The organism is Achromobacter sp. ACM05, assembly GCF_019218915.1.
GTDB classification, from domain to species: Bacteria; Pseudomonadota; Gammaproteobacteria; order Burkholderiales; family Burkholderiaceae_B; genus Achromobacter; species Achromobacter animicus.
The window spans coordinates 281,968-297,877 of sequence record NZ_JAHUWQ010000005.1 but is presented as its reverse complement, the minus strand read 5'-3'; the positions used below and the strand labels follow the sequence as shown (position 1 = coordinate 297,877).

General features: G+C 64.9%; 12 protein-coding genes and 1 other RNA gene. 7 read left to right on the top strand and 6 right to left on the bottom strand.

What is annotated here, in order from left to right; all coding sequences use genetic code 11:
* Positions 1-30: 30 nt before the first annotated feature.
* A complete protein-coding gene (gene wecB / locus KW836_RS26105; RefSeq protein WP_218345154.1) occupies positions 31-1,188 on the bottom strand; it encodes a non-hydrolyzing UDP-N-acetylglucosamine 2-epimerase in 1,158 nt (385 codons plus the stop codon).
* A 348-nt stretch (positions 1,189-1,536) separates the two neighbouring features.
* Between wecB and KW836_RS26100 the strand changes: the two genes are divergently transcribed.
* From KW836_RS26100 to KW836_RS26085, 4 genes are all read left to right on the top strand, one after another.
* Positions 1,537-2,130 (top strand): sigma-70 family RNA polymerase sigma factor, encoded by a 594-nt coding sequence (locus KW836_RS26100; protein WP_218345153.1) that lies wholly within the window; start codon positions 1,537-1,539, stop codon positions 2,128-2,130.
* A gap of 31 nt (positions 2,131-2,161) precedes the next feature.
* Positions 2,162-3,172 (top strand): FecR domain-containing protein, encoded by a 1,011-nt coding sequence (locus KW836_RS26095; RefSeq protein WP_218345152.1) that lies wholly within the window; start codon positions 2,162-2,164, stop codon positions 3,170-3,172.
* Between the two features lie 176 nt (positions 3,173-3,348).
* Positions 3,349-5,889: a TonB-dependent siderophore receptor gene (locus KW836_RS26090; RefSeq protein WP_218345151.1), complete on the top strand. Its 2,541-nt coding sequence runs from the start codon at positions 3,349-3,351 to the stop codon at positions 5,887-5,889.
* Positions 5,890-6,060: 171 nt separating this feature from the next.
* The gene (locus KW836_RS26085; RefSeq protein ID WP_218345150.1) at positions 6,061-6,315 is read left to right on the top strand and encodes a hypothetical protein; all 255 of its coding nucleotides are present in this window, start codon (positions 6,061-6,063) and stop codon (positions 6,313-6,315) included.
* A gap of 75 nt (positions 6,316-6,390) precedes the next feature.
* Here KW836_RS26085 and ssrA read toward each other — a convergent pair.
* From ssrA to ompA, 5 genes are all read right to left on the bottom strand, one after another.
* Positions 6,391-6,779, bottom strand: a transfer-messenger RNA (tmRNA) gene (gene ssrA / locus KW836_RS26080).
* A 90-nt stretch (positions 6,780-6,869) separates the two neighbouring features.
* Positions 6,870-8,048: an MFS transporter gene (locus tag KW836_RS26075; protein WP_175122841.1), complete on the bottom strand. Its 1,179-nt coding sequence runs from the start codon at positions 8,046-8,048 to the stop codon at positions 6,870-6,872.
* 451 nt (positions 8,049-8,499) lie between these two features.
* The gene (locus tag KW836_RS26070; RefSeq protein WP_175122840.1) at positions 8,500-9,174 is read right to left on the bottom strand and encodes an HAD-IA family hydrolase; all 675 of its coding nucleotides are present in this window, start codon (positions 9,172-9,174) and stop codon (positions 8,500-8,502) included.
* Positions 9,171-9,899 (bottom strand): bifunctional 2-polyprenyl-6-hydroxyphenol methylase/3-demethylubiquinol 3-O-methyltransferase UbiG, encoded by a 729-nt coding sequence (gene ubiG / locus KW836_RS26065; protein WP_218345149.1) that lies wholly within the window; start codon positions 9,897-9,899, stop codon positions 9,171-9,173. The genes KW836_RS26070 and ubiG overlap by 4 nt, the downstream gene beginning before the upstream one ends.
* A 148-nt stretch (positions 9,900-10,047) precedes the next feature.
* On the bottom strand, positions 10,048-10,629 hold the full coding sequence (gene ompA, locus KW836_RS26060) for an outer membrane protein OmpA (RefSeq protein WP_056322232.1): 582 nt from the start codon (positions 10,627-10,629) through the stop codon (positions 10,048-10,050).
* Between the two features lie 412 nt (positions 10,630-11,041).
* Between ompA and gyrA the strand changes: the two genes are divergently transcribed.
* From gyrA to pheA, 3 genes are read left to right on the top strand one after another with little or no spacing between them, the layout of a single operon-like run.
* On the top strand, positions 11,042-13,702 hold the full coding sequence (gene gyrA, locus KW836_RS26055) for a DNA gyrase subunit A (protein ID WP_175122839.1): 2,661 nt from the start codon (positions 11,042-11,044) through the stop codon (positions 13,700-13,702).
* Positions 13,702-14,832 (top strand): 3-phosphoserine/phosphohydroxythreonine transaminase, encoded by a 1,131-nt coding sequence (gene serC / locus KW836_RS26050; RefSeq protein WP_218345148.1) that lies wholly within the window; start codon positions 13,702-13,704, stop codon positions 14,830-14,832. The genes gyrA and serC overlap by 1 nt, the downstream gene beginning before the upstream one ends.
* A complete protein-coding gene (gene pheA, locus KW836_RS26045) occupies positions 14,825-15,910 on the top strand; it encodes a prephenate dehydratase (protein WP_175122837.1) in 1,086 nt (361 codons plus the stop codon). The genes serC and pheA overlap by 8 nt, the downstream gene beginning before the upstream one ends.

Here is a 15,910-nt window from a genome sequence, read left to right as displayed (position 1 = left end):
CTCCAGGCAAGATAGGCATCGCGGCAGAAGTCAGAGGGAGGAGTGGGCGGCAGCGTGGGGAGCGAATTCCGAAACGGCGCGGCCGCAGAGCGCATCGACAATGCGCTGGCTGGCCTTGCCGTCGCCGTACGGATTGATCCGCCGGGAGAAGGCGCTGTGCAGCGCGGGGTCATCAAGCAGGCGGTGCACTTCGGTGACGATGCGGCGCGTATCGGTGCCCACCAGCGCCACCGTGCCGGCCCGCACCGCTTCGGGCCGCTCGGTGACGTCGCGCATCACCAGCACCGGCTTGCCCAGATAGGGCGCCTCTTCCTGGACCCCGCCCGAGTCAGTCAGGATCAGGTGCGCGCGCTGCATGAACCACACGAAATCCAGGTAATCCAGCGGGTCGATCAAATGCACGTTGGCCAGCCCGGACAGCTCTGCCATCACCACGCCACGCACCTGGGGGTTCAGGTGGACGGGGTACACGATCTGCAGGTCGGCGCGCCGCGCCAGATCCGCCAGCGCCGCGCAGATGTTGCGAAAGCCCTCGCCAAAGCTCTCACGCCGGTGACCCGTCACCAGCAGCAGCCGGCGGTTCGGGTCCAGCCATGCGTAGCGGGTCTGCAGCATGCGGCTCAGCGCGCTGCCGGCGGTCAGCTTGGCGCAGGTCATCGCCAGGGCGTCGATCACCGTGTTGCCGGTCACTGTGATGCTGCCCGCCAGGTTTTCGCGCAACAGATTGCCGCGCGACTCCGCGGTGGGCGCGAACAGCAGGTCGCCGATCGCGTCGACGACGCGGCGGTTCATTTCCTCGGGAAACGGCATCGCCAGGTTACCGGTGCGCAGCCCGGCCTCGACGTGACCGATGCGCACGCGGCGATGGAACGAGGCCAGCGCACACGCCGACGCGGTGCTCGTGTCGCCATGCACCAGCACACAGTCCGGTTTCTCCGCTTCCAGCACGCCATCCACGCGGCTGATCAACCGGGCGTACAGGCCATTCAACGTCTGGTTGGGCACCATGATGTCCAGGTCGTGCTGCGCCTTCAATTCGAAGAGCGCCAGCACTTGATCCAGCATTTCCCGATGCTGCCCGGTTACGCAGACCACGCTCTGGATCTGCGGCTCGTTTTGCAACGCGGTAACCAGCGGAGCCATCTTGATGGCTTCGGGACGCGTGCCAAAAATCGACAGGACTTTCATGGCGGTGTGGCCCCCAGCGCCAGTGGCATTTTCTTGCGGCTATTTTGTCTTGAAAGCATTCGTAATATGTGTCGGAATATGTCGAGCTGTCCTGGCATCAGGCGCGTGGTAAAGCCCCGCTTCGCGCGATCGCATCACAGGGGAGATGCAGGTTTCATCCGGAATTTGGGGTCAATTCATCTGTGGCCGTTACAACTGCCAAGATAAAGCACGAAACAATAAATTTCCGTTATGAACGCCGGGCTTCAAACGCGCCGATTCGCGCCAACGGAAATGCCGCGTTGCAAAATGGGTCCGTTGTGCGGATAATCACGAGTAATTCTTATTTAGATTTCCGGGCGTCCCAGGATGGCCGGAGGTCCTTCTACCGCCGTGGCCAGCGACGCGCCGTCCTCACAAATCGAATCCCTGTACACCCACCATCACGGATGGCTTCATGGGTGGTTGCGCCGGCGCCTGGGCAATTCGTGTGACGCGGCCGACCTGGCGCACGACGCTTTTGTGCGCCTTATCCAGAAGCCGCGCCGCTTCGACAGCGCTCCCGAGGCTCGGGCGTATTTGCGAGCCATGGCCAACGGCATGTGCGTGGACCTGTGGCGGCGCCGCCAGATCGAGCAGATGTGGCTGGAAGAGCTGGCCGCGCGGCCCGAGGCCGTGGCCCCGTCGGCTGAACATCAGGTCATCGTCATCCAGGCGCTGCTGGAAATCGACGGCATGCTGCGCAGCATGCCGGTTAAAGCCGCCAATGCTTTCGTCATGGCGGTCGCGTGCGAGATGTCCGACAAGGAAGTGGCGCAGGAGCTGGGTGTGTCCACCCGAATGGTTCGCAAGTATGTCGCCCAGGCCATGCTGCACTGCCTGATGCTGGAGGCTCGGTCGGTGGCCATCGAACCGCCGATCCATGTGAATTCGGCCGCGCCCGTGGGGACCGGTTCGGCATGACAGGCTGGGATTTCCGCGTTCGAGGCGCAACATGACCTCCGTGCAATCCGCCGTCGAGCCCACGCACCAGGCGCTTGAGCAGGCTGCCGAATGGTTTGCGCTGCTGCGCTCCGGCGAGGCCACGCCCGACGAGCGCCGGCGCTGGCAGTCCTGGCTTGAACGCGCGCAGGAAAACCGGACCGCCTGGGGCTACGTCGAGCGCATCAGCAGCCAGTTCCAACCCGTCCAGTCCAGCCCCGGCCGCGACGCCGCCGCCAAGGGCTATTGCATGGCCAATAGCCGCATGGCGCGGCGGCGTCAGATGTTGTTCGGCCTGGCGGCGCTGGCCGGCACGGGCCTGTCCGGACTGGCGGCGTGGCGCCTCACGCCGCTTCCCGGCGTGGTGCTGGCCTGGGCGGCCGATCACCGCAGCGCCACCGGCGAGGTCCGGCAGATCGAACTGGCCGACGGTTCCGTCGTCTGGCTCGGCACCGGCAGCGCCTTCGACGAGGATTACAGCGGCGGCCTGCGCCGGCTTCGCCTCTTGGCAGGCGAAATACTGATACAGACCGCGGCCGATCCCGCACGCCCGTTTGTCGTCGATACCCCGCAGGGCAGGGTGCGCGCCCTCGGCACGCGATTCACGGTGCGGCTCGACGGCGACGAGACGCTGGTGGCCGTCTACAAGGGCGCCGTCGAAGCGCGCACCGCCGTCACGGGCAGCACGCGCGTTATCCAGACGGGCGAGCAGACGCGCTTCACGGATGCAATGCTGGCCGTCACGCAATCCGCCGACCCCGCGCGCGAGGCCTGGTCGCGCGGCATCCTGGTCACCAACAACACGCCGCTGGCGGATGTCGCCAGCGAGCTGCAGCGCTATCGCGGCGGCGTGCTGCGCGTGGCGCCCGAGATCGCCAACCTGCCGGTCATCGGCAGCTATCCGGCCACCGACCCCGATCGGGCGCTGGCCATGCTGGAAGGCGTTCTGCCCATCCGCATCCAGCGGACCTTGCCGTGGTGGGTCAGCATCCAGCCGCGCGGTGGTCCGGTCGGCAGCCGCTGACGCGATCCTCACCCTTTCCCGCCGCCCGCCCGTCCGCGATTCATCGCGATTCGCACGGCATCGCAACAATTTTTCTCCCACCCGGTTCCGCTTTTGAGGTTCTCGTTCGATTCCCCTAATGAGAGCGAATTCAATCGCACGGCTCGTCGATAAACCTCATCGGAACCCAGTTCGTCATGCCCCGTCATTCAGTCCTTGCCGCCAAGCGGCCGCCCCACTCATTCCGCCGCCTCGCGGGCAGTTCCCGCCTGACCTGCTCGGCGCGTGTCGTGCAATTGGCGATCGCGGGCGGCGTGGCGGTCCTGGCGGTCAACGCGCCGGACGCTGCCGCGCAGTCCGCGGCGGCTCAACAATCCGCCGCCGCGACGCGGCACTACGACATTCCCGCGGGCCCGTTGAGCACGGTGCTGGCGCGTTTTGCCAGTGAGTCCGGAGTGCTGGTCGCAGGCGCCGGCGAGCTCGCGCAAGGCAAGCAGAGCCCGGGCGTATCGGGCAACCTGGACCCGCGCGCCGCATTGAACGCCTTGCTGGCAGGCACCGGCCTGGCCGCGACACCGGCAGAGGGCGGCAGCTATGTGCTGCACCGCGCGGCGCCCGCCGGCGTCGCCACGCTGGCGCCCGTCACCGTGCAAGCCGACGGCTTCGGCGCGACGGAGGGGTCGCATAGCTACGCCATGACCGGCCCCTTGTCCTTCGCCACCGGCCTGCCGCTCACCCAGCGCGAGACGCCGCAGACCATCAGCGTCATGACGCGCCAGCGCATCGAGGACGAGGGCGTCGACAGCATCGAGGCGCTGCTGGACCGCACGCCAGGCATCTCGGTGCAGAACATCGGCACAGGACGGTTCTCGATTCTTTCGCGCGGCTACAACATCGATAACTATCAGTTTGATGGCGTCCTGACCGCGACCGACATCGTGTCGCAGAACATCCCGCAGAGCCAGACGGACCTGGCCATCTATGACCGCGTCGAGGTCCTGCGCGGCGCAACGGGGCTGATGACGGGGGCGGGCGATCCCTCGGGCACCGTCAACCTCATCCGCAAGAAGCCCACGCGCGAATTCCAGGGCTATGCCAGCGTGGGCGCAGGCACCTGGGGCCGTGGCCGCGGCGAACTGGACGTGGGCGGGCCCATCAACGACGCCGGCACCTTGCGCGGCCGCTTCGTCGCTGCGCACGAGCAGGGCAACACGCATATCGACTATTACAAGGAAAACAAGTCGGTTTTCTACGGCGTGCTGGAGGCCGACCTTACGCCGAACACAATGCTCACAGCGGGCATCGACTACCAGAACAACGATCCGCGCGGACAGTCGTCGACCGGACTGCCGCTCTTTTACGCTGACGGTCAGCAGACCGATTTCAAGGCGTCCGACAACGCCGGGGCACGCTGGAACACCGACGAGCTCAAGGTCTACAACGCCTTCCTCAACCTCGAGCATAAGTTCGTCAACGACTGGAAGCTCAAGTTTTCGGGCAACTACCTTCACGGCAAGCGCGAATTTTCGTCGGCCGACGCCAGTTGGGGTTTCGTCGAGCGCAATACGGGCGACGGCGTGCAGTTCTATGGCGGCCTGGGCAGCGCCCGCCAGCGCCAGACCGGCTTCGACGTGCAGGCGGCCGGACCATTCGAATTGTGGGGAAGGCAGCACGAGTTCGTCGTGGGAATGAATTGGGCGGAGTTCAATAACTATCACGAGCCGGCCGACGACGACATCGAAGGCCGTGACGTCAACATTTACACCTGGGGCAACGACCCTGCAGGGCCCACCGCGTCAGGCCAGAAACTCATGGATTACGACGGCTGGCAAAAGCAGCAGGGCGTCTATTCCGCGTTGCGCCTGAAGCCCACAGACGACCTCGCCGTCATCGTGGGGGCGCGCGTCAGCAACTACCGCTACAAGCTCTCGCAGATCTACACGTCGCCCGCGCTGGCGCGAAACAACAAGATCACGGAAATGAGTGAGAGCGGCGTTGTCACGCCCTACGCCGGCATCGTCTACGACCTGAACGACCAGCATTCCGTCTACGCCAGCTACACCAGCATCTTCAAGCCGCAAAGCGCCCGCGATCGCAATGGCAACGTGCTGGACCCGCGCACCGGCGACAACTACGAAATCGGCTTGAAGAGCGACTACTTTGGCGGCCGTCTCACCAGCGCCATCGCGCTCTATCAGATCCGCCAGGACAACCTTGCCGAAGTCGACGAAGGCCAGTTCGTGCCCGGCACCGTGCGGGAACCGGCGTACCGCGCCGTCAGCGGCGCCAAAACGTCGGGCCTGGATATCGAGTTCAACGGCGAATTGGCCCCCGGCTGGCAAGCCGCGCTCAGCTACAGCTACAGCATCACCAAGGACGGCGAGGGCGGGACTATCCGAACGATCTTCCCGCGCCACATGGCCAAGCTGTGGACCACCTACCGCCTGCCCGGCGACTGGCACCGCCTGACCGTGGGCGGCGGCGTCAACTGGCAAAGCCGCATCTACTACAGCGCCACCACCTGGTCCCTGCCGGGCGTCACCCTCAACGGCGAGCAGCCCGCCTACGCCGTCGCCAACCTGATGGCGCGCTACGACTTCAACCGCCAGCTTTCGGCCACGCTGAACCTGAACAACGTGTTCGACAAGAAATACCTGCAGGGGCTGGACACCACCTTCTACACCGGGATCTACGCGCCTACCCGCCACGCCATGCTGACGTTGAAGTATCAGTTCTGACCTGGGAGGCCGCGCCCGCGCTCGACCTGCTTCGGTTGGAGGGGGGGAAGGCTGACGTGGGCGGCCAGGCGACCGGAGCTGCCTGACGCGGCCACCCTAATGCGAGTAAGGTACGGGAAAGGCCGTTTCGCCTGGCACGCCGGCCTGTGCCGCCAGCAGGAACCGAACACCATGAAGATTCATCACGCAGCGCTGCGCCTGCTTCTCGCCGGGGCGGCCATCGCAGCCCTCGCCGCCTGCGCAGAGACCCCGCAGCAACCGCGAAACAACGTGGACTACCGCAGCCGGCCGCTGGATTCGCCGGCGGGTTCCAGCAACAACGCCAACCCGTCCGGCCAGCGTCTGACGATTCAATCGGGCGAGGGCGAACGCCTGAATCTCCCCTGGTTCATCGAAGGAGCCCAGGACTGGGTCAACCGGCAGTGACCCAGACGAAAAAAATCCTCAAGGGTCTGCACCCTTGAGGATTTTTGGTTTCAGCTGACGTTGCTGAACGGAATTTGGTGGAGCCGGGGGGAATTGAACCCCCGTCCGCAAGCCCTCCGCAACCAGTTCTACATGCGTAGTCGATTTATTTGGTTTTAACTTTGGACTTAGCCAACCGACAGGCCGGACCAAAGCGATTCACGTAATTTAAATCTGAGCCGTGTGACCCCAGCGCAGACCGATTCCTTGTGAATGTCGCTGCTGCGGTTCGAGGGTTACCCCCCTAGGAAGTTGCCTTCCTCCGCCTGACCCAAGGACAGATCAGTGCAGCGGCTCACCGCTTAAGCGGCGAGAGCGAAACGCTCGTCGTTGGCGTTTGTAGTGTTCCAGTGGTTTAACGAGCGTACTGGTGCTCGGCATGCCCTGAGTTGTTTCGCGACCCACGTCGAATCCGGATCGGCCCCAAGACCTTCCATTGTACTGCAAATGCAATCGCCTGCCATCCTGTAAACCCAAGCGGTGTCAAGCGTGGCGGGGGCGAGACAAGCTTGGCGTCAGGCCGCGTTGGCGCACGCCGCCTTGGATTGCCGCCGGCCTCGGGACGCCGCCATCATCAGCGCGGCCAGCCCGACGGAAACCGCCACGATGACGGCCGCGGCGCCGCCCAGCGTCGCCAGGCCATAGTGGTCGATCACATGTCCGCCAACCACCGCGCCCAGGCCGATGCCGATGTTCGCGCCGGAGATGTTCAGCGACGCGGCAAACGCGGGCGCCTCGGGGGCGGACTTCATCAGCCGTACGTGGCAGACGATGAAAAGTGCGGCCTGGGCGATTCCCCAGATGCCCAGCGCGACAGCCAGCAGACCGTGCGACTGCATGACCGGCGCGACGAACGCCAGGCCAACCGCCATCAGCGACGAGAACAGCGCCGTGGCGCCGAGCGGGCTGCGGTCCACCAGGCGTCCGCCCAGCGTGTTGCCCACCAGCCCAACGGCGCCAAACGCCATCATCGTCCAGCCGACGGTCTCGCCGTCAAAGCCGCCCAGCCGCTCCAGCATGTCGGCAAGATAGGTATAGGCCGTAAACATGCCGGTGAAAACCAGCAGCGACAGCACCACATGGCTCACCACGATGGGTTTGCGCAGGATCCGCAGCTGCGTGACGAGGCGCACGCTGTCGGCGCGGATGCGCGTGCTGGGGAAGGTCAGCAGCAGCAGCAGGGCCTTGGCAAACGCCACCACGGACAGCACCCAGAACGCGGCGCGCCACCCGAACGCGTCCGAGATCAGCACACCGATCGGAATGCCGAACACCGTGGCGGCCACGATGCCGAACGCCACCGTCGAAATGGCGCGTCCGGCGCGCGCGGGGCCCACCAGTTCGACGGCGGTGGCGCTGGCCAGCGACCAGAACACCGGCAGGGCCAGCGCCGGCACAAAGCGCGCGATCGCCATGATCCAGATGTTGGGCGCTACGGCGGCCAGCGCGTTGGACAGGCCAAACAGCACCAGCACCCCGATGAACAGGCGCTTGCGTTCCATGTTGGCCATCAAGGCGGTGAGCAGGGGGCCGGTCGCCGCGACCGTGAAGGCAAACAGCGTCACCAGCAAGCCTGCCTGGGAAACGGTCACGTCCAGATCGCGGGCAAGACCGGGCAGCAGCCCCACGATCAGGAACTCGGTGGTCAGGATGGTGAAGCCGGCGGCGGAAAGTAGCAGGATGGGCAAAAGCATAGGCATTCCTTGGACGCGAGGCCGGATGGCGCCGCGCGGGCAGGGAGTTGAAGGCAAGGTCAAAAGGTCGGGCGTGCGCCGCGTCAACGTAGCGGGCACGGTGCGGCGGGACGCGGAGGTCCGCCAGCACGGAGATGTCGTCGCCGCCTGCGAGAGGCTGCAACGCCGGCATGAGCCGGAAACGGAGCGATCCGGACAACCCGGATCGCGATGCACGGTTCACACTTTAGGGGAGATCGCCGGCCGGATAAACCCCCGGCATCCGGATAGATTGTTCGGCCTGCTGCACTAATTCGGCCGAACAATCGCGGGGAGCTGCGGCGTCATCGGCGAGGATGCCGCGTTGGAAGGTGCGTCACCGCCGAAGGCGGGGCGTGACCGAAGGCGGGGCGTGACCAAGGCGGGGCGTGACCAAGGCGGGGCGGACGGGCAAACGGCCCATCCCCGACATTTAGCGCAAGTCGCGGGGCAGCAGCGGCTCGATGGCGGACCAGAGTTCCTCTGGCGAATTCGCGCAGGTTTCCGCCTGCCAGGCAATGACGTTATCGTCTTCGCCGACATAACCATAGGCCGCGGCGACAGCGGGCATGCCCGCCGCGTGGGCGGCCTGGATATCGCGCAGGTCATCGCCGACGTAGACGCAGCGGTCGGTCTCAAAACCCGCTTCGCGCGCGGCGTGCTGCAAGGGCAGGGGATGCGGCTTGGCGTGGGCAGTGGTGTCGCCGCAGACCAGCACGGCGCTGTCGCGCGTCAGGTCCAGGAATTCGACGATGGGCAGGGTCAGGTAGGTGACTTTGTTGGTGACGATGCCCCAGGACATGCCACGGTTGCGGATGTCGGCCAGCAGGTCTTCTATCCCGGGGAACAGCTTGCTGTGCACCGTCGAGCTGGCGGCGTAGTCTTCCAGAAACTGCAGGCGGGTGGGCTCATAGTCCGCGTCGCCCGGTTGCAGGTTCAGCGCCACGCGCAACAGTCCGCGCGCGCCCTGAGATGCCACAGGACGCAGCGCCTCGTACGCCATCGGCTCCAGGCCGCGGCGGGTGCGCTGACGGTTCGCGGCGGCTGCCAGGTCGGGGGCGGTGTCGGCCAGGGTGCCGTCGAAATCGAACAGGATCAGGGCGCTCATTTACGGGTTGCCATCAGATAGTTGACCGAGGTGTCGGAAGTCAGCGAGTAGATCTGGGTGATCGGGTTGTATTCCATGCCGCGCATGCTCACCGGTTCCAGGTCGGCGCCGCGCGCCGCCGCCGACAGCTCGCTGGGCTTGAGGAACTGGTCGTAGGTGTGGGTGCCGCGGGGCAGGAGTCGCAGGACGTACTCCGCGCCGATGATCGCGAACACAAACGACTTGGCGTTGCGGTTCAACGTCGAAAAGAACACCCAGCCGCCAGGTTTCACCAGCGTCGAGCAGGCGCGCACGATCGAGGCCGGATCCGGCACGTGCTCCAGCATTTCCATGCAGGTCACCACGTCGTACTGACCCGGCTGCTCGGCAGCCAGTTCTTCGACGGGCACCTTGCGGTACTCCACCTTCACGCCCGATTCCAGGCCATGCAGGCGCGCGATCTTCAGGGACTTGTCGGCCAGGTCGATGCCGGTTACATCGGCGCCGCTGCGGGCCATCGCTTCCGACAGGATGCCGCCGCCGCAACCTACGTCCAGCACCTTGCGGCCGGCCAGGCTGCCGGCGCATTCCTGAATCCACTCCAGCCGCAGCGGATTGATGGCGTGCAGCGGCTTGAACTCGCTTTCGGGGTCCCACCAGCGGCTGGCCAAGGCGCTGAACTTGTCGATTTCGGCCTGATCGGCGTTGACGGTGGCTTGCGCGGTGTCGTGAGTTTGCGTGTTCATGGGCGGTCCGGCGTAAGGCTGCTCTATATATAGAGGGGTCCAGCGCGCTAGGCGAGGAAGGGGCTTGCCGATGCACCAGAGGGGTGCATCGCAGGCGAAAAAAAGGGCCTCGCTATGCGAGGCCCTCTTATTGTAGCTAGTCCGGCAATTACTTGCGGCTACCCACGATTTCGATCTCAACGCGACGGTTCTGGGCGCGGCCTTCCTTCGTCTTGTTGGAAGCGATCGGCTGCAGTTCGCCCTTGCCTTCCGTGTAGATACGGTTGGGGTCGATGCCCAGGCTGACCAGGTAAGCCTTGACCGAAGCGGCGCGGCGCTCGGACAGCTTCTGGTTGTACTGTTCGGTACCGATCGAGTCGGTGTGGCCGACGGCGATGATCGTTTCCAGATCGATGGTGCTGGCTTGCTGAGCGACTTGCTGCAGCAGTTGGCGACCTTCGGGCTTCAGGGTCGACTTGTCGAAGTCGAAGAACGTGTCAGCATTGAACACGACCTTTGCCGCCATCGGGGCCGGCTTCGCCTTCTGTTGGGCAACCGGGACGCCGTCGCAACCGGGGATGCCGGTGGCCGGGGTCCAGAAGGCATCGCGCCAGCACAGTTCGTTCGTGCCGTTCTTCCAAACGTTACCGAACGGGTTGCGCCAGTTGTCCACGGTTTGCGCGGAAGCTACACCAGAGGCCGTGACGGCGGCGAAGGCGAGCGCCAGAGCGAATTTGGAGGGTTTGTTCATGTTTCTCCTCGTTGAGCTTGAAGCTGGATAAGTGACTCGCAGCGAACCCCCGCCGCATATCAGGAAAACGGGGCCAGTATAGCAACGCCAAGAGCTGGTTCAAAGGAATAGCTACTGGGTTTCCTGCGTGCTGGAAACAATCTTAAGGCATTTGGGGGGCTTTGGCTTCCCTGGACAGGCGCATTAATGCTGGATATGACGTTTTCGGCACTCCTGCCGTTTCCCATGTTGGTTTTTGACAACAGGGCCGCAGGGCGCGGGTGGGCGTGGCCGGGCGGCGTTTCTGATCGGTCCGTTGCGGCCCGCTTGCGGCGCCTTCGGACGGCCCATCGGACCGGTCCCCCAATCGAATGATAGAATTTCCTGTTTACCCGGCCCGGGTTCCTCCTTACACGATTCTGTCGTTATATATATGGATTCCTTTGCCAAGGAGACGCTTCCGGTATCGCTGGAAGAAGAGATGCGCCGCAGTTACCTCGATTACGCGATGAGCGTGATCGTCGGTCGGGCGCTACCGGATGTGCGGGACGGCTTGAAGCCTGTCCACCGGCGCGTGCTCTACGCGATGCACGAGCTGAACAACGACTGGAACCGCGCCTATAAGAAGTCAGCGCGTATCGTCGGGGACGTCATCGGTAAGTACCACCCCCACGGCGACCAGTCCGTGTACGACACCATTGTCCGCATGGCGCAGGATTTCTCCATGCGCTACATGCTGGTCGACGGCCAGGGCAACTTCGGTTCCATCGACGGCGACAACGCCGCGGCGATGCGTTACACCGAAATCCGCCTGGCCAAGATCGCCCACGAACTCCTGGCCGACATCGACCAGGAAACCGTCGACTTCGGACCCAACTACGACGGCAGCGAACAGGAACCGCTGCTGCTGCCGTCGCGCCTGCCCAACCTGCTGGTCAACGGCAGCTCCGGCATCGCGGTGGGCATGGCGACCAACATTCCGCCGCACAACCTCCAGGAAGTGGTCGACGGCTGCCTGTACTGCCTGCGCAATCCGGCGTGCACGGTCGATGAGCTGATCGAGCTCATCCCGGCGCCGGACTTCCCCACGGGCGGCATCATCTATGGCATGTCCGGCGTGCGCGAAGGCTATCGCACGGGTCGCGGCCGCGTCATCATGCGCGCCAAGACGCACTTCGAAGACATGGAGAAGGGCAATCGCCAGGCGATCGTGATCGACGCGATTCCCTACCAGGTCAATAAGAAGACGCTGCAGGAACGCATCGCCGAGCTGGTCAACGACAAGAAGATCGAAGGCATCTCCGACATCCGCGACGAGTCGGACAAGGACGGCATGCGCCTTGTCATCGAGCTCAAGCGCGGCGAAGTGCCCGAGGTCGTGCTGAACAACCTCTACAAGAACACCCAGCTGCAGGACACCTTCGGGATGAACCTGGTGGCGCTGGTCGACGGCCAGCCCCGCCTGCTCAACCTGAAGCAGATGATCGACTACTTCCTGCAGCATCGCCGGGAAGTGGTCACGCGCCGCACGGTTTTCCAGTTGCGCAAGGCCCGCGAGCGCGGCCACGTGCTGGAAGGTCTGGCGGTGGCGCTGGCAAACATCGACGATTTCATCGCGATCATCAAGGCGGCCCCGACTCCTCCTGTCGCCCGTCAGGAACTGATGGCGAAGTCCTGGGATTCGTCGCTGGTGCGCGAAATGTTGTCCCGCGCCGACGGCGACACGCCGGGCGGCCGCGCGGCTTTCCGTCCGGACGATCTGGGCGTCGAGTTCGGTCTTCAGGGCGACGGCCTGTATCGCCTGAGCGATACGCAGGCCCAGGAAATCCTGAACATGCGCCTGCAACGCCTGACCGGGCTGGAGCAGGACAAGATTGTTGGCGAGTACAAGGACATCATGTCCACCATCGCCGACCTGCTGGACATCCTGGCCCGTCCCGAGCGCATCACGACGATCATCAGCGAAGAGCTGCAGGCCATCAAGGCCGAGTTCTCCACCGGCGCCAAGGATTCGCGCCGTTCGGAAATCGAACTGAACGCGACGGAACTCGATACCGAAGACCTGATCACGCCGACCGACATGGTCGTGACGCTGTCGCACGGCGGCTACATCAAGAGCCAGCCGCTGTCCGAGTACCGCTCGCAAAAGCGTGGCGGGCGCGGCAAGCAGGCCACGGCCATGAAGGAAAACGACTGGATCGACCAGCTCTTCATCGCCAACACGCACGACTTCCTGCTGTGCTTCTCGAACCGCGGCCGTGTGTACTGGCTGAAGGTCTGGGAAGTGCCGCAAGGCACGCGTAACTCGCGCGGCAAGCCGATCGTCAACATGTTCCCGCTGGCCGACGGCGAGAAGATCACGGTGGTGCTGCCGGTCAAGGAATTCAGCGAAGACCACTATGTCTTCATGGCGACCTCGCGCGGCACGGTCAAGAAGACCCCGCTGTCCGACTTCTCCAACCCGCGCAAGGCCGGCATCATCGCCGTCGACCTTGACGATGGCGACTATCTGATTGGCGCGGATCTCACCGACGGCAAGCACGACGTCATGCTGTTCTCGGACGCCGGCAAGGCCGTGCGCTTCGACGAAAACGACGTGCGTCCGATGGGCCGCAACGCCCGCGGCGTGCGCGGCATGATGCTCGAGGACACGCAGACGGTCATCGCGCTGCTGGTCGCCGGCGACGAAACGCAGACGGTGCTGACCGCCACGGAAAACGGCTACGGCAAGCGCACGCCGATCGCGGAGTACACGCGCCATGGCCGCGGCACGAAGGGCATGATCGCCATCCAGACCACCTCGCGTAACGGCAAGGTGGTGGGTGCTGTGCTGGTCACGCCTACCGATGAAATTATGCTCATCACCACCGGCGGCGTGCTGGTGCGCACCCGTGTCGCGGAAATCCGCGAAATGGGCCGTGCGACGCAGGGCGTCACGCTGATCAACGTCGACGACGGCAGCACGCTGTCCGGCGTGCGCCGTGTCGTCGAAAGCGACGCGGACGATGACGGCGAACTGGACGAAGACGGCCAGCAAACCGGTGGCGACGACAGCAACGACGCAGCAGATTCGACGGAACCTACGGAGCAATAATGGCCCGCCCCTGGAACTTCTCGGCCGGCCCCTCGGTCTTGCCCGAGGTGGTGCTGCAGCAAGCCGCTGCAGAAATGCTGGACTGGCACGGCAGCGGCATGTCCGTGATGGAAATGAGCCATCGCGGCAAGCATTTCGTGCAGATCTGCGATGAAGCAGAGTCCGATCTGCGCGACTTGCTGGGCCTGCCGGCCGATTACGCCGTCATGTTCATGCAAGGAGGCGGTTCCGGGGAAAACGCCATCGTTCCCATGAATCTCATGGGACGCCGCGGCGCCCCAGCTGCGGATTTCGTCGTGACGGGCCATTGGTCCAAGCGTTCGTACAAGGAAGCCGGCCGCTACGGCAGCACGCACATCGCGGCCAGTTCCGATCACGCCACCAAGATCGACGGCCGCGAACAGGCGCCGCTGACCTGGGTGCCGCCTGCCGATACCTGGCAGGTGCGCAAGGAATCGGCCTACCTGCACCTGTGCAGCAATGAAACCATTGGCGGTGTCGAATTCCTGGACTGGCCCGACACCGCTGACCTGGGCGCACCCGACGTGCCCCTGGTCATCGACGCCTCTTCGCACTTCCTGTCGCGCCCGATGGACGTGTCGCGCTGCGGCATGATGTACGCCGGCGCGCAGAAGAACGCTGGCCCGGCCGGCGTCACCATGGTCATCGCGCGCCGCGACCTGATTGGCCAGGCCTTGCCGATCTGCCCCTCGGCGTTTGACTACGCCAACGTAGCGGCCGAACACTCGCGCTACAACACCCCGCCCACCTTTGCGATCTACATCGCGGGCCTGGTGTTCAAGTGGGTCAAGGCCAATGGCGGCGTGGCCGGCATGGAAGCCGCCAACAAGGCGAAGGCCAATCTGCTGTACGGCTACCTGGACAGCACCGGTTTCTACCGCAATCCCATTCACGCGCCCGTGCGTTCGCGCATGAACGTGCCGTTCGTGCTGCATGACGAGTCGCTCAACGACGCCTTCCTGAAGGGCGCCGAGGCAGCGGGCCTCACGCAGTTGAAGGGCCACAAGAGCGTGGGCGGCATGCGCGCCTCCATCTACAACGCGCTGCCGCTCGAAGGCGTGGCGGCGCTGGTCGAGTACCTGAAGGAATTCGAGCGCCGCCATGGATGACGAGCTGCAGCGCAAGCTGCTTCCCCTGCGCAAGCGCATCGACGACCTCGATGCGCAGATCCTCGATCTTCTGTCGCAGCGCGCGCGCGCCGCGCTGGAAGTGGGCGAGGCCAAGCATGCCGCGCACGCCGATGGACCCGTGCTGCGTCCCGAACGCGAAGCCGAGGTCATCCGCCGCCTGCAGCAGATCAATCCGGGTCCGTTCCCGAACGCCGGCGTGGCGTCGGTCTGGACCGAAATCATCTCCGCATGCCGGGGCCTGGAGCGCGGCATGACCGTCGCGTTTTTGGGACCGCAGGGTTCGTTCTCTGAGCAGGCTGCGCTGGAACACTTTGGCCATGCGGTCCAGAAGCTGCCTTGCGCCTCGTTCGACGAGGTCTTCCGGGCTGTCGAGGCCGGTCAGGCAGACGTGGGCATGGTGCCGGTGGAAAATTCCACCGAAGGCGCTGTCAACCGCAGCCTGGACCTGCTGCTGAACACGCCGGTCAAGATCCTGGGCGAGCGTTCGCTCGTCATCCGCCATTGCCTGATGTCGCAATCGGGCGGCATGGACGGCATCAAGACCATTTCCGCGCACCCGCAGGCGCTGGCCCAGTGCCAGGGTTGGCTGACGCGCAACTATCCCGACGTCGAGCGCGTGGCCGCCTCCAGCAATTCCGAAGCAGCGCGCGCCGCCGCGTCGGATGCGAGCATCGCGGCCATCGCCGGCGAAGTGGCCGCGCCCGCCTGGAACCTGCAGATCGTCGCCGCCGGCATCCAGGATGACCCGCACAACCGCACCCGCTTCCTGGCAATCGGCAACATCGAGCCCCTGGTCAGCGGCAAGGACAAGACCAGCCTGATCCTGGCGGTGCCGAACCGCGCGGGCGCCGTCTATGAAATGCTGGCGCCCCTGGCCGCCAACGGCGTGTCGATGACGCGCTTCGAGTCGCGCCCCGCGCGCACGGGCCAGTGGGAATACTATTTCTACGTCGACGTCCTGGGCCACCGGAACGACCCGAATGTCGAGCGCGCCCTGGCGGCCCTGCAGGCGCAGGTTGCCTACCTCAAAGTGCTGGGCTCGTACCCGGCGCAGTGA